18 protein-coding genes are annotated in these 19,100 nt (G+C 71.0%); 6 read left to right on the forward strand and 12 right to left on the reverse strand.

Going from position 1 to position 19,100, the window contains the following annotated elements; translation table 11 throughout:
• Positions 1 to 2,019, forward strand: coding sequence for a VTT domain-containing protein (locus tag GQ57_RS04330; RefSeq protein WP_034197164.1), 2,019 nt, complete (start codon positions 1 to 3; stop codon positions 2,017 to 2,019).
• Here GQ57_RS04330 and GQ57_RS04335 read toward each other — a convergent pair.
• The 5 genes from GQ57_RS04335 to GQ57_RS04355 all read right to left on the reverse strand — a co-directional run bounded on the left by GQ57_RS04335 (position 2,009) and on the right by GQ57_RS04355 (position 8,054).
• On the reverse strand, positions 2,009 to 2,350 hold the full coding sequence (locus GQ57_RS04335; RefSeq protein ID WP_031402233.1) for a helix-turn-helix domain-containing transcriptional regulator: 342 nt from the start codon (positions 2,348 to 2,350) through the stop codon (positions 2,009 to 2,011). The two genes, GQ57_RS04330 and GQ57_RS04335, sit on opposite strands and share 11 nt — an antisense overlap.
• A complete protein-coding gene (locus GQ57_RS04340) occupies positions 2,347 to 2,679 on the reverse strand; it encodes a type II toxin-antitoxin system RelE/ParE family toxin (protein ID WP_034197165.1) in 333 nt (110 codons plus the stop codon). Before GQ57_RS04340 ends, GQ57_RS04335 begins: the two co-directional genes overlap by 4 nt.
• 361 nt (positions 2,680 to 3,040) lie before the next feature.
• Positions 3,041 to 3,595, reverse strand: coding sequence for an arsenate reductase/protein-tyrosine-phosphatase family protein (locus GQ57_RS04345; RefSeq protein WP_031402235.1), 555 nt, complete (start codon positions 3,593 to 3,595; stop codon positions 3,041 to 3,043).
• 273 nt (positions 3,596 to 3,868) lie between these two features.
• Positions 3,869 to 6,343 carry an alpha/beta hydrolase fold domain-containing protein gene (locus GQ57_RS04350; protein ID WP_034197166.1) on the reverse strand — a complete coding sequence of 825 codons (2,475 nt, stop codon included), beginning with the start codon at positions 6,341 to 6,343 and terminating at the stop codon, positions 3,869 to 3,871.
• Complete coding sequence (locus tag GQ57_RS04355) at positions 6,330 to 8,054, reverse strand: GMC family oxidoreductase (RefSeq protein WP_034197167.1); 1,725 nt, start codon at positions 8,052 to 8,054, stop codon at positions 6,330 to 6,332. The genes GQ57_RS04350 and GQ57_RS04355 overlap by 14 nt, the downstream gene beginning before the upstream one ends.
• Before the next feature lie 262 nt (positions 8,055 to 8,316).
• Here GQ57_RS04355 and GQ57_RS04360 point away from each other — a divergent pair, with 262 nt between their 5' ends.
• The 3 genes from GQ57_RS04360 (at position 8,317) to GQ57_RS04370 (ending at position 11,222) form a co-directional block, all read left to right on the forward strand.
• Positions 8,317 to 9,345 carry an AraC family transcriptional regulator gene (locus tag GQ57_RS04360; protein ID WP_034197168.1) on the forward strand — a complete coding sequence of 343 codons (1,029 nt, stop codon included), beginning with the start codon at positions 8,317 to 8,319 and terminating at the stop codon, positions 9,343 to 9,345.
• 54 nt (positions 9,346 to 9,399) lie between these two features.
• On the forward strand, positions 9,400 to 9,909 hold the full coding sequence (locus GQ57_RS04365; protein WP_031402239.1) for a GNAT family N-acetyltransferase: 510 nt from the start codon (positions 9,400 to 9,402) through the stop codon (positions 9,907 to 9,909).
• A gap of 62 nt (positions 9,910 to 9,971) precedes the next feature.
• Positions 9,972 to 11,222, forward strand: a complete 1,251-nt coding sequence (locus GQ57_RS04370) for a YbfB/YjiJ family MFS transporter (protein WP_034197227.1) — start codon at positions 9,972 to 9,974, stop codon at positions 11,220 to 11,222.
• An 11-nt stretch (positions 11,223 to 11,233) separates the two neighbouring features.
• On the opposite strand, the gene hpaC is transcribed toward GQ57_RS04370, so the two are convergent.
• Positions 11,234 to 11,779, reverse strand: coding sequence for a 4-hydroxyphenylacetate 3-monooxygenase, reductase component (gene hpaC, locus GQ57_RS04375; protein WP_031402241.1), 546 nt, complete (start codon positions 11,777 to 11,779; stop codon positions 11,234 to 11,236).
• A gap of 352 nt (positions 11,780 to 12,131) precedes the next feature.
• Between hpaC and GQ57_RS04380 the strand changes: the two genes are divergently transcribed.
• Positions 12,132 to 12,764 carry a response regulator transcription factor gene (locus GQ57_RS04380; protein ID WP_031402242.1) on the forward strand — a complete coding sequence of 211 codons (633 nt, stop codon included), beginning with the start codon at positions 12,132 to 12,134 and terminating at the stop codon, positions 12,762 to 12,764.
• Positions 12,765 to 12,776: 12 nt separating this feature from the next.
• Here GQ57_RS04380 and GQ57_RS04385 read toward each other — a convergent pair whose 3' ends face one another.
• The 5 genes from GQ57_RS04385 to GQ57_RS04405 form a co-directional block, all read right to left on the reverse strand.
• The gene (locus GQ57_RS04385; RefSeq protein WP_031402243.1) at positions 12,777 to 13,520 is read right to left on the reverse strand and encodes an SDR family NAD(P)-dependent oxidoreductase; all 744 of its coding nucleotides are present in this window, start codon (positions 13,518 to 13,520) and stop codon (positions 12,777 to 12,779) included.
• Positions 13,521 to 13,579: 59 nt separating this feature from the next.
• Complete coding sequence (locus GQ57_RS04390) at positions 13,580 to 14,704, reverse strand: amidase (protein ID WP_034197169.1); 1,125 nt, start codon at positions 14,702 to 14,704, stop codon at positions 13,580 to 13,582.
• 31 nt (positions 14,705 to 14,735) lie between these two features.
• Positions 14,736 to 15,257, reverse strand: coding sequence for a nuclear transport factor 2 family protein (locus GQ57_RS04395; RefSeq protein WP_034197170.1), 522 nt, complete (start codon positions 15,255 to 15,257; stop codon positions 14,736 to 14,738).
• An 8-nt stretch (positions 15,258 to 15,265) separates the two neighbouring features.
• Complete coding sequence (locus GQ57_RS04400; RefSeq protein WP_021161073.1) at positions 15,266 to 15,643, reverse strand: hypothetical protein; 378 nt, start codon at positions 15,641 to 15,643, stop codon at positions 15,266 to 15,268.
• 93 nt (positions 15,644 to 15,736) lie between these two features.
• Positions 15,737 to 16,930: an acyl-CoA dehydrogenase family protein gene (locus tag GQ57_RS04405; RefSeq protein ID WP_034197171.1), complete on the reverse strand. Its 1,194-nt coding sequence runs from the start codon at positions 16,928 to 16,930 to the stop codon at positions 15,737 to 15,739.
• Positions 16,931 to 17,095: 165 nt separating this feature from the next.
• Here GQ57_RS04405 and GQ57_RS04410 point away from each other — a divergent pair, with 165 nt between their 5' ends.
• Positions 17,096 to 18,649, forward strand: coding sequence for an ATP-binding protein (locus GQ57_RS04410; RefSeq protein ID WP_034197172.1), 1,554 nt, complete (start codon positions 17,096 to 17,098; stop codon positions 18,647 to 18,649).
• 50 nt (positions 18,650 to 18,699) lie between these two features.
• Here GQ57_RS04410 and GQ57_RS04415 read toward each other — a convergent pair whose 3' ends face one another.
• The gene (locus GQ57_RS04415) at positions 18,700 to 19,086 is read right to left on the reverse strand and encodes a tautomerase family protein (protein ID WP_031402248.1); all 387 of its coding nucleotides are present in this window, start codon (positions 19,084 to 19,086) and stop codon (positions 18,700 to 18,702) included.
• Positions 19,087 to 19,100: the final 14 nt, after the last annotated feature.

Below are 19,100 nucleotides of genomic sequence, written 5' to 3' on the forward strand. Positions count from 1 at the left end.
ATGAGCGACACGATCCACGCGTGGATCGGCGCGATCGGCGCGCATCCTATGCTCGTGCTGGCGATCGTGTTCGTGGCCGCGTGCGCCGAGGCGATCGCGCTGATCGGCACGGTCGTGCCGGCCGGCGCCGTGATGTTCGCGGCCGGTGCGCTGATCGGCGCGGGCGCGCTCGACGCGTGGACGACGATCGGCGTCGCCGCCGTCGGCGCGGTGATCGGCGACGGGATCAGCTACGAACTCGGGCGGCACTACGGCGGCGTGATCCGCAACGCATGGGCCCGTTTCGGCTATGCGGCCGCTTATGCGCACGGCGAGGAATTCGTGCTGCGTCACGGGATGAAAAGCATCGTGCTCGCGCGCTTTCTCGCGCCGGTGCGCGCGGTCGTGCCGGTCGTCGTCGGCTGTGCTGCGCTGCCGCGCCGGTCGTTCTATCCGGTCAACCTGATCTCGGCGCTCGTGTGGGCGCCCGTGCACGTCGCGCCGGGCATCCTGTTCGGCGCGTCGGCCGCGCTGGCCGCGGCGATCAGCGTGCGGGTCGCCGTGATCCTGCTGGTCGTTGCCGCGCTGGTCGCGCTCGTGTGGATCGGCGTGCGCGTCGCGTTGCGGCGCGGCTGGCCGCTGCTGCGCCGCGCGCTCGCCGAGGCCGGGCATGCCGGCGCGCGCCGCTGGCCGCGGTTCGGCGCGCGGCTGCACGACGCGATCGCGCGGGGGCGTCGCCTGCCGGGCGCGGTGCCCGGGCTTGCGCTGTTGTTCACCGGCTGCGTGTGGCTGTTCGCGGACCTCGTGCCGGAGGTCGTCGCGAACGATTCGCTGATGCACGCCGACATCGCGCTGTACGCGTTCCTGCAGAACCTGCGCACGCCGCCCGCGGACGTCGCGATGCGCGCGCTCGCGGTGTTGCACGGGCACGATGCGGGGTTGATCGTCGCGGCCGCGCTGCTCGTCTGGCTGATGATCCATCGCTGCTGGCTGACGGCCGCGTGGTGGCTCCTGACGATCGCCATCGCCGTCGCGCTCGGGCCGGTGTTCGGCGCGGGCGGGCCCGGCGCGATGCCCGCGAACCTGCCGCCCGGCGCGCTGCACGTGCCGCTGCCCGATGGCGACGCTGCGTTCGCGATCCTCGCGAGCAGCGGCCTCGGCTGGGTGTTGACGCGCGACCGGCCTGCACGTTGGCGCATTCAGGTCGTGACGGCGGTGGTGCTCTGGATCGTGCTCGGCGGCTTCGCGCGGCTGTACGTCGGCGACACGTGGCTGTCGGGCCTGCTCGGCGGCTGGAGCCTCGGGCTGGCCTGGTTCGCGTTGCTCGCGGGCGCCCATGCCTACTGGCGCGTGAACGAGCATGTGCAGCCGCGCGGCGCGCTCGTCGCGGTGGTCGTGGTGCTCGCGACGGTCGGTGTATGGACGATCCCCGCGCAATGGCGGCTCGACCGGGCGTCGCGGCCGCACGCGGGCGACGTGGTCGCGATGACCGTCGATCAGTGGCTGCGCGGCGGGTGGCAGCGTGTGCCGACGCGGCGCACCGAGATCGGCGGCGACCGCGAGGAGTATCTGCCGCTGCAATGGAGCGCAACGTCGGACACGCTCGACCGCCATCTCGCGCGGGCCGGCTGGCAGCGCGCGACGCCGTGGTCGCCGGCTGCCGCGCTGCGCTGGCTGTCGCCGCAGGCGGCGCCCGATGCGCTGCCCGTGCTGCCGCGCTACACGCACGGCGAAAGCACGCGCCGCGTGTTCGTGCGCGTCGATCCGGGCGAGCCGGCCAGCCGCCTCGTGCTGCGGCTGTGGCGCTATCCGTACGTGCTGGAGGACGCGTTCGGCATGCGGCCGCTGTGGTACGGCGCGCTGTATCGCGAAACGCTGCGCCGGCCGGCGCGGCTGATGACGATCGTGCGCACGACGGCGGTGGACGATCCGGCGACGATCGCGCAGGCGCTGGCGGTCGAGCCGACGATCGCGCGTCCGCCAGCGGGCATGACGGCCGCGCCGGCCGAGATGCTGCTGGTGTGGACGGTCAGGCCGTGAGCGGGCGGTGCGCCGGCTGAGCGGGGACGACGGACAGGCGCAAGCCGACGGTCTTGAGCACCGCGAGCAGCGTTTTCAGCGTCGGGTTGCCGTTGGGGGACAGCGTGCGATACAGCGATTCGCGGCTGATGCCGGCTTCGGCCGCGACGGCGCCGAGCCCGCCGTACGCTTCCGCGACGGTGCGCAGCGCGAGCAGGCCGGCCGCGCGGTTGTCGGGATCGTCGAGCGACTCCATCGCGACGCGCAGGTAGGCCACGGCGAGTTCGCGATCGGCGCCGAGTTCGGCGACTTCCGCGTCGTGGTGCGACACCGCCCCTTTGAGCTTGGTCATGTTTGCCTCCGTTTCCAGTTCGACCCGTGTTCCTTGGCGCGCCTGATGTCGTCGGGTTGACTGCTCTTGTCGCCGCCAGACAGCAACAGCACCAGTGCACTGCGGTATCGCCCGAAATACACGCGATAGCCGGCGCCGATGTGGACGCGCAGTTCGATCACGCCTTCGCCGACAGGCTCGCAATCGCCGAAGTTGCTGGTCTGCACGCGGCGCAGGCGTTCGCGGATCCGGGCCAGTGCAAGCTTGTCGCGCACGGCGTTCAACCATTCGGTGAAGGGCTCGCGGCCATCGTCGCGCTGGTAGCGAAGCAGTTCGAACCTGGAGAGCATTGTAACTTATAAGCTACAAAAAAGGGTGGATGGAAAAGGAGGGGGCGTGCGAGCCGCCGGATGGCGCACGCCGGGGTGTACGCGCATGCGCGAATCGGGGCGACACGCCGCGCCGCATGCGCGGCAGTGGCAGTGCATGCGGCCTCTTCGAGGTGCGGGATTTCAGGCAGCGAAACCGGCTTCCCGAACGACGATCATTCTTTCATCCGGTGCGCCGGGTGACGACCTGACCGAATGGCCAAGGTGAATGGCCCGATGGCGGGCATGCGCGGCGGGCGGGGTGCTGGAGGGAAAGACGTGAACGGCAAGCCTGCCGGCGCCGGCGCATTGCGCGCCGTACGAACCGACAGGCCTTCGAGCGTTACTGCTTCGCCGGCGTGGCCGTCGCGACCTTGTCGAGCGCGGCGGGGAGATATGTGTCGAGCTGCGCGGTCACCGATTCGTAGAAGTCGATCGGCTTGCCCCATGCGTCGGGCACGTCGAGGTGCTTCCCGGTCGCGTATTCGGCGAGCGTGAACACCTTGCCGGCTGCCGACGGGTAGAGCGCGAGCACTTTCTCCTTGTGCTTGTCGGTCATCGTCAGGATCACGTCGGAATGCTTGACGTCGTTTGCGTTCAACTGCACCGCGCGATGCGCGGACGTGTCGATGCCGCGCCGCTTCATCAGGATCACGCCGTTTTCCTCGGGCTTTTCGTCGTACGGATCCTCGTCGACCGCGCGCGAGATCACCGAGACATGCGCGTGACGCTGCGCGATCAGCTGGTTCGCGATCGCTTCGGCCATCACGCTGCGGCCGGTGTTGCCGGTGTCGACGAACGCGACCTTCTTCGGTTCGTCGGCGAAGGCCGGCGCCGCGCACTGGATGCCGATGCAACAGAGCAGCGCAAGCGCGCCGAGGGTGTGGCTTGTTTTCATGATGTCTCCGCCGAGGTGGGTGGGCCGTCGCCCCGGCGCGCGGCCGGGGCTGCGGGAGATCATGACGGCCCTGTGTGACGGAAAAAAATAAACGGCCGGTTTTCGCAAGACGATGTCGCTTCGTCGCAAGCGGGGGCGGTGGCTGCGCGTGCGCCGTGCGGTCGAGTGGGGAAGAGGTGAGGCGGTGACGCGGTGACGCGCGGCACTGGTCGCGGCGTGTTACCGCTTCACTGTCACGCCATCACGCCATCACGCCGTCACGCCGTCACACCGTCACACCGTCACACCGTCGCGGCGATGCGGCGATGCGGCGACGCGTTCCGACGCAAACCCCGCCAGCGTGCGCAACGCGTCCCGCGCCGAGCGCAGGTAAAACGCCTGCAGATGAAACACGTGCCAGCGTGCCGCGTGAATCTCCAGCCGGCACGGCACGCCGCACGCCTGCGCATGACGCGCGAGCCGCTGCGCATCCGACAGCAGCACTTCCTGGTCGCCGGCCTGGATCAGCATCGGCGGCAGGCCGTGCAGGTCGACGTCGAGCGGGCCGGGCGCAGCCGTCGAGCCGGCGCCGTGGTACCAGCGCAGCCCCTGTTCGAGCCAGCCGCGCCGGATCATCGGATCGTCGTGGCGGCGCGAGGCCAGCGTCGCGCCGCCGAGCGCCGGGTCGGTCACCGGCGAGATCAGCAGCAGCGCGGCGGCGGCCGGTTCGCCGCGCGCGCGCAGCGCGATGGCGAGCGCCAGCGCCAGCGCGCCGCCGGCCGAATCGCCCGCGATCACGATCCGGTGCGCCGCATGACCCTGCGCACGCATCGTGTCGTACACGGCCAGCGCATCGTCGAGCGCGGCCGGGCTCGGGTGCTCGGGGGCCAGCCGGTAATCGGGCACCCACACCGGCAGGCCGGCGTCGTTCGCGAGCCGGGTCGTCACGCCGCGATGCGTATGCGGACCGCCGAGGCAGAACGCGCCGCCGTGCAGATACAGGATCGCGCCGCCCGTGTCGCCGCGCTTCGGCGCCACCACTTCGACCGGCACACGCCGCGCGTTCAGGCGGTAGCGCAGCGTGCCGCCCGCGCCGGGCATCAGCGGCGCGAGCAGCGCGACGACGCGGCGCTGCATGCGCGCGCCGAACGGCGGCCCGATCAGCGGCCGGAACGCCACGCGCAGGAAGCCGCGCAGCGACGCGGCGGAGAGGGCCTCCAGCCGGCCGGCGGGCGGCGCGACGACGGCGCCGTGCGCCGGCGCGGCCGCATCGGGCAGCGGATGCGTGAGGCGGTACGCGGACAGCCCGGTTAAGCGCGTGAGCCACCGGTAGGTCAGCGTGAAGCCCGGCCAGTTCGTGCTGTTGTGTCCCGACGCATCGACGTACCAGCTCTTGCAGCTGTTCCACACCGACCCTTCGAGCCGCTGCTGCACATGGGCGTTGAAGCGCCGGTAGCGGCGCGCGTCGACGTCGATCTCGCGCGCGCCGTCGCGCCGCATCGTCTGCAGACAGCGCATCACATGCGCGATCTGGCTTTCGAGCATGTAGACGATCGAGTTGTGGCCGAGGTTGGTATTCGGGCCGTACAGCATGAAGAAGTTCGGAAAGCCGGGCACGGCAAGCCCGAGATACGCCTGCGCGCCGCGTCGCCACGTGTCGTTCAGGTCGCGCCCGTCGCGGCCCGTGATGCGCATCGGCGACAGGAACTCGGTGGCCGCGAACCCGGTGCCGTAGACGATCGCGTCGACCGGGTGGTGCACGCCGTCGACGGTCTCGATGCCGTTTTCGGTCACGCGCCGGATCCGCTGCGTGACGAGCGCGACGTTGTCGCGGCTCATCGCGGCGAGGTAGTCGCTCGACAGCAGGATGCGTTTGCAGCCGATCGGGTAGTCGGGCGTGAGCCGCTCGCGCAGCGCAGCGTCCGGCACGTCGCGCGCGAGCAGCTTGCGAAACGGCCGGCCGACCGCGAAATCCATCAGCCCGTGCAGGCGCGTGAACGCGATCGCGCGCGATTCGTAGCGCAGGTAGATCGACGCGCGATGCAGCTTCATCGCCCCCGGCAGCCGCCGGAACAGCGCCTTCTCCCACGGGCGGTAGGCGCGGTCGGGGCGCGGCATCACGTAGGCCGGCGAGCGCTGGAACACGACGAGGCGCCGTACGTCGCCGGCGATCGCCGGGACGAACTGGATCGCCGACGCGCCGGTGCCCACCACGGCCACCCGCTTGCCGGCGAGCGGATAGTCGTGATCCCAGTGCGCGGAGTGGAACGCGCGGCCGCGAAAGGTGTCGATGCCGGGCAGGTCGGGCAGCGCGGGGCGGCTCAGCTGGCCGGTGCCGCTCACGAGCACGGCGCCGCTCAGCGTCGTGCCGTCGGCGAGCGTGACGCGCCACAGCGCGGCGGCTTCGTCGTAGCGCGCGTGTTCGACCTGCGCGCCGAAGCGCAGGTAGCGCGCGAGGCCGTACTTGCGTGCGCAATGCCGCAGGTACGCGTGGATTTCGGGCTGCGGCGCGAACACGCGCGACCACGCCGGGTTGGGTTCGAACGAGAACGAGTAGAGGTGCGAGGGCACGTCGCACGCCGCGCCCGGGTAGCTGTTGTCGCGCCACACGCCGCCGACGTCGTGCGAGCGTTCGAGGATCGCGAAATCGTGAATGCCGGCGCGCTGCAGCGCGATCGCCATGCCGATGCCGGCGAAGCCGGCGCCGATGACGATCGCCGCCAGCGGGGCGTCGGCTTCGGTGATGCGGGAAGGATCAGGCGACAGCATGGCGGGTTTCCTCCGACGGGACGGCAGTGAGCGTGGCGTGTGAAGCAGGGGCGTCGTCGCGCCCGGTTGCCGCGGCGGCGGCGTCGTCGGATTCGGCATCCTGCCGCGCCGCTGCGCGGGACACGCCGCGCATCATGTCGACGGCCTTCTCGGCGATCATGATCGTCGGCGCGTTGGTGTTGCCGCCGATCAGCGTCGGCATCACCGACGCATCGACGATGCGCAGCCCCTGCAGGCCGCGCACGCGCAGTTGCGGATCGACGACGGCGAGCGCGTCGTGTCCCATCCGGCACGTGCCGACCGGGTGATACACGGTGTCGGTGCGCCGCCGCAGCACGTCGCGGATTTCGTCGTCGGTCGTGACGTTCGCGGTGAACAGGTCGCGCGTGATCCAGCGCGCGAGCGCCGGCGCCTCCATCAGCCGGCGCGTGAGCCGGAAGCCCGCGACCATGTCGTCGAGGTCGCGCGGATCGTCGAGGAACGCGGGATCGATGCGCGGCGCCGCGAGCGGATCGACGCCGTTCAGCGTGAGCGTGCCGCGGCTGCGCGGCCGCAGCAGGCACATGTGGCACGACAGCCCGTGGCCGGCATGCAGCTTGCGCGCGTGATCGTCGACGAGCGCGACCACGAAGTGCAACTGGATGTCCGGCGCGTCGAGCCCGGCGCGCGTCTTCAGGAAGCCGCCGCCTTCCGCGAAATTCGACGTCAGCATCCCGCGCCGTTCGCGGCGAAAACGCGCGAACTCGCGCAGCATGCGCAGGCCGCCGCGCACCGATACGCCCATCGTGTCGGCGCTGCGCGTGCGGTAGCCGAGGATGAAATCCGGATGATCCTGCAGGTTGCGCCCGACGCCGGGCAGGTCGGCGTGCACCGGGATGCCGAGCGCTTGCAGGTCGCGGCCCGGGCCGACGCCCGACAGCAACAGCAACTGCGGCGTCTGCAGCGCGCCGGCTGCAAGCACGACTTCGCGGCGCGCGCGCAACGTGCGGACCTCGCCGTGCTGCCGCACTTCGACGCCGACGGCGCGCGTGCCGTCGAACAGGAGCCGCAGCACCTGCGCATGCGTCTCGACCGTCAGGTTGTCGCGGCGGCCGACGTGCGGCAGCAGGTACGCGCGCGCCGCGCTCCAGCGTTCGCCGTGCTTCTGCGTGACCTGGTAGATGCCGATGCCTTCCTGCTGCGCGCCGTTGAAATCGTCGGTGAGCGGCAGGCCGGCCTGTTGGGCGGCTTCCAGGTAGCGCGCGTGGAACGGGTTGCCGGTGCGCAGGTCGCTGACCCACAGCGGGCCGTCGCGGCCATGCCATTCGTCGGCGAAGCGCTCGTTGTGCTCGCTCAGGCGGAAGTACGGCAGCACGTCGTCGTACGCCCAGCCTTCGTTGCCGAGCGCGGCCCAGCCGTCGTAGTCGACCCGGTGGCCGCGGATGTACACCATCGCGTTGATCGCCGACGAGCCGCCCAGCGCCTTGCCGCGCGGCTGGTAGCCGATGCGCCCGCCGAGCCCCGGCTGCGGCACCGTGTCGAACGCCCAGTTGTTCACGCGGGTCGGCAGCATCGCGACCGCGCCGGTCGGCACGTTGACGACGGCGCCGTCGCCGCGGCCGCCGGCCTCGAGCACGCAGACGGTCACGGCCGGGTCCTCGGTCAGCCGCCCCGCGACGACGCAGCCGCCCGAACCGCCGCCGACAACGATGTAGTCGAAAGTCTTGCTCATGGAATCGTCTCCTGATGGTCGATGGATCAAGCGACGCGCGGCGTCGCGGGCGCGTCGGCGGGCGCCGCGCGCGGGCATTCTTCTTCGGGGGCGGGATCGGTCGGGCGACTCGGTCGCATGGTGTCTCCTGCGGGGCGATGGCGTCGTTCGGGCGACGGCTGAATGACGTCGATGGTGCTGCCCGCATGGGAAAACACCAATGCTGCTTCGGGACAATTGTTTTAGTATTTGGGCCAAATCGGCGCTTCGAGGGTTTCTCCGCATGAGCTTCTGGGATTTCACCCGGAGTCCGGCCAGCGCCCGGCTGCTGGTCGATTTCGGCGACGAACGCGGCGTGCCGCACGCGAAACTGCTGGCTGGCACGGGGCTTGCGGACACGCAGCTCGACGACCCGAACGTCGAGGTGACGGCCGCGCAGGAACTGCGGCTGACCGGCAACCTGCTGCGCGCGCTCGGGCGCGCGCAGGGCCTCGGGTTCGAGGCCGGCCTGCGCTATCACTTTTCCGCATACGGCGTGTGGGGCTACGGGCTGATCGCGAGCGCGACCGGGCACGACGCGCTGGCGCTGGCGATGCGCTTCCTGCCGCTCACGTATGCGTACACCGTCATCACGTACCGCGAGGAGCACGGCATGGGCGTGCTCAATTTCGGTGCGCCGGAACTCGACGGCGACCTGAGCCGGTTTCTCGTCGAACGCGACATGACGGCGGCAGCCGTGCTGCTGCAGGAAATCGCCAGCGACGATTTCGCGTTGTCGCGCTTCACGCTGCAGGCCGCGCGTGCGCCGTCGCTCGTCGTGCCGCCGATCGCGGGCGCCGAGCCGGTGTTCTCGGCGCGCGCGAACAGCCTTGCGTTCGACCGTGCGTTTCTCGACCGGCCGCTGCCGCACGCGAATCCGCTGACGGTGTCGATGTGCGAACAGATGTGCGCGCAACTGGTCGACGCGCGGCGCGCACGCTTGGGCACGTCGGAGATGGTGCGCCAGTACCTGGGCGCGACGTCCGGCACCGCGCCGTTTTCGCTCGAGGACATGGCGCGGCTGATGAACACGAGCCCGCGCACGCTGAAGCGCCGGCTGCAGGAGGAGGGCACGACGTTCCGGACGCTGCTCGCGCAGGCGCGCGGCGTGATGGCCGAGACGCTGCTCGGCGACGCGCGCCTGTCGCTCACGGACGTGGCCGAGCGGCTCGGCTTCAGCGACCTGTCGAGCTTCTCGCAGGCGTTCAAGCGCTGGTACGGCGTGCCGCCGGGCGTGTACCGCAGCGGCGTGCTGCGGGACGGCGGCGGGTGACGAATCGCGGTACGATCGGCTACCTTCACGCAGGACCTTCACGAGAGCATCCGCATGATTTCGATTCGCCCGATGACCGACGACGATTTCCCGCGCTTCTGGCCGATTTACCGCGCGGTCGTCGCCGCTCAGGAAACCTACGCATTCGATCCCGCGCCGACGCCCGAAGCGGCGCGCGCCCTGTGGCTCGACGCACCGCTCTGCACGTGGATCGCCGAGGAAGACGGCGCGGTGCTCGGCTCGTACTACCTGAAGGCGAACGCGGCCGGGCCCGGCAATCACGTGTCCAACTGCGGCTACATGGTGAGCGAGGCCGCACGCGGCCGCGGCGTCGCGCGCCTGATGTGCGAGCACTCGCAGCAGATCGCGCGCGAGCGCGGCTTTCTCGCGATGCAGTTCAACTCCGTGGTCGCGACCAACGACGCGGCGGTCGCGCTGTGGAGCAAGCTCGGCTTCGAGATCGTCGGCCGCCTGCCGCGCGCATACCGTCACGCGCGGTTCGGCTTCGTCGATTGCCTGGTGATGTTCAAGTGGCTCGGCGACCCGGCGGCGGCCGAAGCCTGAGCACGCCGCTGCTGCCGCCGCCATTGCGGCGGCGCGACTCGAACGACGAAGGAGACACCCCGATGCGCGCAGCGCCGCAACCGGAACGCGCCGGCCCCTCGCGGCCGGACGCCGGCGCCACCGATTCCGACCGCATCGCCGCGTGGCGGCTCGCGATCTGCCTGTCGCTCGGCAGCGCGATCGCGCTCGGCCTCGCGCGTTTCTCCTATGCATTGCTGCTGCCGCCGATGAAGGCCGATCTCGGCTGGACCTTCGCGCAGGCCGGCGCGCTGAACACGGCGAACGCGGCCGGCTATCTGGTCGGCGCACTCGCGTTTCCGTCGCTGTCGCGGCGCTGGCGCGCGGGCACGCTGCTGGCGGCCGGCTGTGCACTGACCGCGCTGCTGATGGCCGCGTGCGGGCTCACGTCGGGCATGCACGCGCTGCTCGTCGAGCGGCTCGCGACGGGCATCGGCAGCGCGCTGATCTTCATCAGCGGCGGCGTGCTGGCCGCGCGGCTCGCATCGGCGTCGCCGCGCGACGCGGGGCTGCTGCTCGGCCTCTATTACGGCGGCACCGGATGGGGCGTCGTCGCGTCGTCGCTGCTCGTGCCGGCCACGCTCGCGCATGGCGCGCACGGCTGGCAGCCCGCGTGGTTCGCGCTCGCGTGCGCCTGCGTGCTGTTCTCGGCGGCGGCCGTGTCGGCCGCGCGTCGCATCGAGCGCGCGCATGCGGCGCCGGCCGCGCCGCGCGACGGCGCGACATCGGGCGCGAATGCGAGCGCGGCCCGCTTTGCGTTCGCGCTGGCCGGGTACGGCCTGTTCGGCGTCGGCTATATCGGGTACATGACCTTCATCGTCGCGCTGCTGCGCGGCGCGGGGATGAGCGGTACGGTGGTCGCCGCGTTCTACGTGATGCTCGGCGTCGCGACCGTGGTGTCGGCGCGGCTGTGGTCGGGGCTGCTCGACCGGATGCGCGGCGGCCAGGCGCTGGCCGTGCTCAACGCGCTGCTCGGCATCGCGACGCTGATGCCGGCGATGGTCGTGCATCCGGTCGCCGCATTCGCCTCGGGCGTGCTGTTCGGCGCGACGTTCCTGTCGGCCGTCGCGTCGACGACCGCGTTCGTGAGGCACAACCTGCCGCCCGACGGGTGGGCGAAAGGGATCAGCGCGTTCACGACGGTCTTCGCGTTCGGCCAGATCGCCGGGCCCGTCGCGATCGGCTGGGTGTCGGACAGCGCAGGGCTCGCGCGCGGGCTCGTGTATTCGGCGCTGACGCTGTTCGCGGGCGCCGCGCTCGCGGCGGGGCAGCGCGCGTTGCGCAAGCCCGCGTAGTCAGGCGGGCGTCACCGCGCGCAAGCGGTGCGCGACACGCGATGAAACGCGCGGCTGAAGTAGATGAGGCTGTCGCCGTCGTCGCGCACGCGGATCGCCGTCGCCTCGATGAACATCACCGAATGCGAGCCCACTTCCTTCATGTCGGCGATCGTGCCCTGCAGGCTCGCGAGCGCGTCGCGCAGCACGGGCACGTCCTGCTCGCCGCGATCCCAGACGGGCAGGTCGAAACGCCGCTCCATCGGCAGGTCGGTGAGTCCTGCGAAGTGCCGTGCGAGCAACTCGTGCTCGGCCGGCAGCACGTTGATGCAGACATGGCGGTTGCGCTCGAAGGTCGCGTGCATCGCGCTCGACCGGTTCAGGCACACGAGCAGGGTCGGCGGCGCGTCGGTGACGGAACACACGGCGCTCGCGGTGATGCCGCAGCGGCCGTGCGGCCCGGCGGTGGTGATCACGTTGACGGCCGCGCCGAGGTGGGCCATCGCCTGGCGGAAGGCCTTCTGCGCGTCGGTCGGTTCGACGCGCGCCGGTTGCCGGATATCGGTCGTGGAAGACATGGACACTCCTGGTTGGACGAAAGCGGCGCTCGCGCGGCGCTGCCGGTGCAGCGCCGGATCGCCGACGATGACCCGAGCGTACGTCACGAAAATACGGCCGACCATTCGCACGATTGACGATCGGGATGGCGTTCCCGCCAACGCGTCTAAAGGTTCTACCTAGATGCGCGGCGCCCCGCGCGAAAAAAACCGCGATTGTGCGTTCGTGCGGCCCGTGAAGGGGTTTCCAGCGGGTTTTCGGCTCGTTATGATGTGCCGCACACCCCCCGGCGAACGACGCGCGAGGAGCCGGCCGACGGCCTTTCGCGCGGCGTGTGCGATACCCATACCGATATTCAGCGAGACACCCGCGATGATGGCACCCGCACCGATCGTATACATCGTCGACGACGACAGCGGCATGCGGACGTCGCTCGCGTGGTTGCTCGAATCGGTCGGCATCGCGTCCGAAGGGTTCGCGAGCGCCGCCGATTTCCTCGCACGCTTCGACGTGAACCTGCCCGCATGCCTCGTGCTCGACGTGCGGATGCCCGAGAAGAGCGGCTTCGACGTGCAGGCCGAACTGAACGCGCGCGGCGCGACGCTGCCGGTGATCTTCGTCAGCGGGCACGGCGACATCCCGATGTCGGTGCGCGCGCTGCAGAACGGCGCGATCGATTTCGTCGAGAAGCCGTACAACTCGCAGCAGATGCTCGAACGCGTGCAGCGCGCGCTGCGGCTCGCGCAGCAGCGGCACGCGGTGAGCCGGCGCCACCGCGAGCTGCGCCAGCGGCTCGATGCGCTGACCGCGCGCGAGAAGGAGGTGCTGCGCGGCGTCGTGGACGGCAAGGGCAGCAAGCAGATCGCGTCGGACCTGTCGATCAGCGTGAAGACCGTCGACGTGCATCGCGCGAGCATCAAGGAGAAGCTCGGCGCGACGTCGATCGCCGCGCTCGTGCGCGACGTGATGGTCGTGTGGGGCGACGACGGCGAGTCGTCGCGATAGGGCCGGCCGGGCTCAGCGCATGTAGAGCCCGCCGTTGATGTCCCAGCATGCGCCGTTCGCGAAATGCGCGTCGCCCGACGCGAGCAGCACGGCGGCATCCGCGACGAAGCCGGCCGACCCGAGCTTGCCGCCCGGCAGGCTTGCCAGGACCTGGCGCAGCTTTTCCGGCGCCACGCTTTCATGCACGATCGGCAGGTCGAGCGGGCCCGGCGAGATGGCGTTGACGGTCACGCCCTGCGCGGCGAGATCGCGGGCGAACACCTTGGTGAGCGTCAGCGTGCCGCCTTTCGCGGCCGCGTAGTGCGCGCCCGTCGCCGAGCCGCCGTTCTGCCCGGCGAGCGAGGCGATGTTGACGATGCGGCCCGCGCCGCGTTCCGCGAAATAGCGGCCGAACACCTGGCAGCCGAACAGCACGCTGCGCAGGTTCACGTCGATCACCCGGTCGAACTGCTCGGCCGTGATCTCCATCGCCGGCACGACCTTCGACGCGCCCGCATTGTTGACGAGCACGTCGATCGTGCCCCAGCGCGCGACGAGCGCATCGCGCGCGGCTTCGAAATCGCGCTTCGACGTGACGTCGAGCGGCAGCGCGATCGCGCGTTCGCCGCTCGGGTCGAGATCGCGCGCATGCGCCTGAACGGCATCGGCGGCGATATCGGCCAGTGCGACGCGGTAGCCGGCCGCATGGAAGCGCTCGGCGATGACGGCGCCGAGCCCGCGCGCGGCGCCGGTGACGAGGACGACTCGATCTGACATGGTGCGTGGTTCCCTGGTTCGCGGGCGCATGCCGGTGGGCACGGCGCCCGCATCGTGATTCATGCGGCAAGCGCCGCTTCGAAGTGCGCCGCGATCGCGCAGACCTGTTCGTCCGCGCCCTTGCGCCCGACGATCTGCAGGCCCGCCTTCAGCGGCGAACCGGCGAGCGGCAGCGGCAGGCTGAGCGCCGGATGCCCGCTCAGGTTGAACGGCCGGATCAGCGACGACATCGCGATGACCGATACGCCGTCGCGCGCCTGGCGCAGCGTGATCGGCAGCGCGGGCAGCGTCGGCAGCACGAGCGCGTCCGCGTGCTCGAGCGCCGCATCGACCTGCGCGGTGAAACGCGCGCGGACGGCTTCGGCTTCGGCGAGGGCGGCCGGTGTCGTCGTCGCGGCCGCGCGCAGGCGTGCATCGAGATCGGCGCCGAGCCGGCCCGTTTCGACCAGGTGACCGAACGCGCGGGACGTTTCCGCGTTGATGACGGTGAGCCCGGCCGCGAACGAGGCCGGCATGTCGTCGAGCACGACCCCGTGCGAGCGTAGGCCCGACGCACGGAGGGCGGCATCGAGCGCGGCGGCGATCGCCGGATCGGCGTCGACGGCGATGTGCGCGACCGTGCAGCGCGCCATGGAGGCCGCGGCGAGCGCGCGATCGAAGCCCGGCGCGATCGCGGCCATCACGGCGACGAGCGTGCGGATATCGCGTGCGAACGGTCCGATGCAATCAAGGGTGGTATCGGCCGGCGCGACGCCGCGCCGCGACACGCGGCCGAACGTCGGCTTCAGTCCGGCCACGCCGCAGCACGCGGCCGGCCCGCGAATCGAGCCGCCGGTGTCGGTGCCGAGCGCCGCGTCGACCGTGCCGAGCCCGACGAGCGACGCGGAACCGCTCGACGAGCCGCCGGGAATGCGCGCGGCGTCCTGCGGATTGACGGGTGTGCCGGTGTAGTCGTTGAGGCCGGTCATCCCGAACGCGAGTTCGTGCATGTTCGCCTTGCCGGCGATCTGCCAGCCCGCGTCGAGCAGCAGGCGGACCACGTCCGCGTGCCGCGTGGCCGGCGGCGCATCGGCGAGCGCGCGGCTCGCCGCGCGGGTCGGATGGCCCGCGATGTCGATCGTGTCCTTGATCGCGACCGTAGGGCCGGGGCCGCCGAGCGTGAAGGTGTCGATGAAGCCTGTCATGGTCGGTATCGTGCGAAAGCGGGGGGAAGCATCAGGACCGTGGCGCGGCGGCGAGCGGCCACGGGCCGTCGAGCACGCGTTCGGTGCGGAAATGGCGGATCAGCCACGCGGAGCCGCCGGCCGCCGGCGCGAAATCGACGGTCAGGCGCGCGGCGATCAGCTCGGCCGAGCCGTCCGCGTAGCGCGACGCCTGCAGCATGATCCAGCGGCCGCGCGCATGCGCGTGACCGTCGTCGAGGTCGATCGACTCCGACGTCAGGAAGTGCAGGTTCGCCGAGAAATGGGGATCGGGCGGCAGATAGCGGCCCAGCATCGCGACGATCGCGGCCGTGCCTTCGAGGCGGCCGAACTTCCGCGCGTACTGCGGGCCGACGCCTTCCCACACGGCGTCGCTCGTGAACAGTTCGGCGAGCGACGGGCCGTCGCCCGCATCGGCGGGCACATCGCACAGCGCCATGTAGCGCGTGATCGTCGCGCGCACCGCGCGCTCGGCGTCGAGCGCCGCCATGCGCCGCGCGAGTGCGTCGATCCGGTCCGGTGGCAGAGCGGTCATCGCGCGGCTCACGATGCGGGCTTCGCGGCCGGCGGCACGGTCAGCGCGCGGCCGACCCGCGCCTCGATCTTGCCGTAGCGCCACAGGTTGTATTCGCCGACGGGGGTCGTGCGATACAGGTTGCACACCGCGACCGTCGTGTCGAAATCGGCGACGTCGGCCATGATGTAGAACGTCCACGGCGCGCCGTCGGCCTGGCCGACCACCAGGCGGTCGTCGTCCATTACGCCGAGCACGCGCACGCCGGGCATCGCCTCGACGGCCGCGAGCATCGCGCCGTACGCCTGCCACACTTCGCCGATTTTCTCGCGCGGCAGGTCGAAGAAGTTCTGCGACACGCCGCAGCAGAACAGGACGCGCAGCGGCAGCGGATTCGAATCGGACATATCGGGTTCTCCAGAAGAATCGGTCGGACGCATGAGCCGGCGGGCGACGGCGCCCGGGCGTCATGCGCATTCAAACGGTTGCGGCTCGCGCGGTTACAGATAGCCGGGAAACGGCGTCGCACCGGTGAACACCGCGCCGGCGCCGTCGAAGTTGCCTTCGGCGAGAAACGCGTGCTGCGTGACGACCATCGCGTCGCGCAGCAGCCGCTGCAGCGGGTGCGTGCGATAGATCGCCGCGGTGCCGCCGAGGCGGTACGCGCGTTCGACGACGCTCGCGCCTTCGCGCGCGATCTGCGTGGCCGCGAGCCGCAGCAGGCTGACCTGCTCGGGCGTCACCGGGTGGCCGGCGAGGATCGACTGCCACACGGTGTCGGTCGCGTCGTAGAAGAACGTGCGCGCCGAGCGCAGTTGCGCCTCGGCCTTCGCGAGTTCGATGCGGAAATACGCGCGGTCGGCGAGACGCGGCGCGCCGGTCGTCGTCTGCCGGCCGCCCGACATCCGGTTCACCACGTCGAGCGCCGCGCGCGCGAGCCCGAGGTTGACGACGGCCAGCACCTGCGCGGCATAGGCGACGGTCGGGTAACGGTACAGCGGCTCGTCGACGGTCGGCTCGCCGCCGCGCACGAAGGTCCACGCTTCGGGCACGAAGCGGTGCGCGACCCGCAGGTCGTGGCTGCCGGTGCCCTGCATGCCGACCACGTTCCAGTTCTCCACGATCTCGACGTCGGCCGCGCGGAACACGGCCGTGCGCGGCTTGTTCGGCGCGGCGTCGTGCGCGCCCGGCACGGCGATGCCGACGCCGAGCCAGTCCGCGCCCTTGCAGCCGCTCGCGAATTTCCATGTGCCGTCCACGTACCAGCCGCCCGGGGCGCCCTGCGCGGGCTGCACCGGGAACAGGCCGCCCGCGAACACCTGGTCGGGGCCGCTCGCGTACAGCTCGGCCTGGGTTTCGAGCGGCAGCGCGGCGAGATAGACGTTCGCGGAGCCGAAGCTCGCGACCCATGCGGCCGAACCGTCGGCGGTCGCGATCCGTTCGATCATGTCGAGGAACGCGGTCGGCGCGAGCGCATCGCCGCCGAAACGGCGCGGCGTACCCGCGCGATAGATGCCGGCCTGCTTGAACAGCGCGATCACGTCGCGCGGCACATGCGACAGACGGTCGAATTCGTCACGGCGCGCGGCGACGGTCTCGATCACGGCGTCGAGCGGCGACAGCTGTGCGGCCGCGGCGCCTGTCACGGGCGGCGAGGACGGCACGGGTTCGACGGCGAGGGCGGCTTGCGGCATGGTTGTCTCCTGGGCGGACAAGGGTTCGGATGCGGGCGGCATGCGTGCTGTCCTGGGTAGCGGCACGACGATGCAAGCAGTCTAGAAACGCAGAAAACACGCGGCAATTGGTGCGTTGGGCTGCACGACTGGTGACGTTCCGTGCCGGCCTAAAGAAATCTTCAGATGCGACCGGCGCGCGGCGGTGCTATGTTGGGTTTCCGGCCGCGCGACGCCGCGCGCCTTCATCCGGACCCGATCATGAGTTTCCCCGACGAAGACGATTTCCACCGGCTGCTCGACGCGCTGACCACCTGCGTGCTGCTGCACGACGCGCACACGAAGGCGATCGTGTGGGCGAATCGCGCCGCGTGCATCGCGCTCGGTTTTACCGTCGAGGAACTGCTGCCGCTGAAGGCGCCGGACATGACGCGTCCCGAGCCGAAATACCAGCGCGAGATCGCCGTGAGCGCGTGGGATCGCGCGCTCGTCGACGGGCCGCAGGTGTACGAGTGGTGTTACCGCTCGCGCACGGGCGTCGACATGCTGTCCGAGGCCACCGCCACCTATGTTCCGCTGCGCGGGCGCGACGTCGTGATGGTGCAGTTCCGCGACATCAGCGCGGAAGAGGCGGTCCGCCAGCAGTTGCGCCGCTACGAGGCGCGGCTGCGCGAATTCATGCAGGATCTCGACGAGGGTATCGCGGTCGTCACGCCGCACGGCGGCGTGCAGTTCATCAGCGAGTCGGGGCGCCGCGTGCTCGGGCTCGCGCCCGACGAAGCGCTCGGCGAGGTGCTCGACTACTGCTCCGAGGCCGACCGCGACCGGCTCGTCGCGCAATTGCGCGATGCACCGTCCGCCTGCCCGTCCGCGCCGCAGCGCTACCGGATCGTGCGGCGCGACGGCTCGCCGTGCTGGCTGCGCATCCTGTGCCGGCAGGTCGAGATCGAGGACGATCTCGACGGGCTGCTCGTGCAGTTCCGCGACGTGAGCGACGAAGTCGCGATCGAGGAGGCACGCCGCACCGAAGCGCGCATGCTCGAACACGCGGGCCGCACCAACGCGATGGGCGAGATGGCGAGCGTGATCGCGCACGAGCTGAGCCAGCCGCTCGCGGCCGTGCGCAATTTCATCGAAGGGGCGGTGCAGCGGCTGAACGGGCGCGGCGCGGTCGACGACGCGATCTGGGGGCTGCGCAGCGCCGACCGGCAGGCCGAGCACGCGGCGCTGATCATCAAGAGCGTGCGCGAGTTCATCGTGAAGCGCGAGCCGGTCGTCGCGCTCGCCGACTTGCGCGACATCCTCGCGGACGTCGCGTATTTCATCGAACTGCGTGCGAAGGAGGCCGGCGTGACGGTCGCGATCGTGCAGGCCGGAACGCCGCTGCCGATCCGCTGCGAGCGTGTGCTGATCGGGCAGGTGATCCTGAATCTCGCGTTCAATGCGATCGAGGCGTTTGCCGGTTGCGAACGCGTGCCGCGCATGCTGACGCTCGGCACCGCGAACGTGGCCGGGCACGCCGAGCTGCGCGCGATCGACAATGGCCCGGGCATTGCGGCCGGCGCGCACGACCGGCTGTTCGACGGCTTCTCGTCGTCGAAGGCCGGCGGCAACGGGATCGGCTTGTCGCTGTGCAAGAGCATCGTGACGCGCCACGGCGGCCGGATCGGTGCGAGCCCGGCCGATGGCGGCGGGCTCGACTGCTGCGTGACGCTGCCGCTCGCGGGCGCGCAGTCGTAGCCAGCGCTGCCGCTGCGTGCGACGAGCCCGTGGCGGCGCGCGGCGCACGATCAGCGCCCCAGCGCCCGCGCGGTCTGGCCGCCGATGCCGAAATCGGTGTTCGGAATATCCTTGATCATGACGCGCGTCGCCTGCAGTGGCGCATCGAGCACACTCGCGCTCGTTTCCGACAACGCGGCGATCAGCGCGCGCTTCTGCGCATCGGTGCGGCCGGCGATCAGGATCGCGACGATCACCGGCAGCGACGGCGGCGCGCCGTCCGCCGCACTGCGGCCGCCGAGCCCGATGTGGGTCGCCGGCAATTCATTGAGCAGGATGCGAACGGCTTCGGCCGGCGCGCCGATCGCGTCGACGGTGGCATCGGTGAGCCGCGCGATCAGCGCGGCCTTGCGTGCATCGTCATGGCCGGCCGGCAGGAAAACTTCGAGGGTGGGCATGGTCGTCCGGAAAG

It is taken from the genome of Burkholderia sp. MSh2 (assembly GCF_000731655.1).
Taxonomy (GTDB): Bacteria; Pseudomonadota; Gammaproteobacteria; order Burkholderiales; family Burkholderiaceae; genus Burkholderia; species Burkholderia paludis.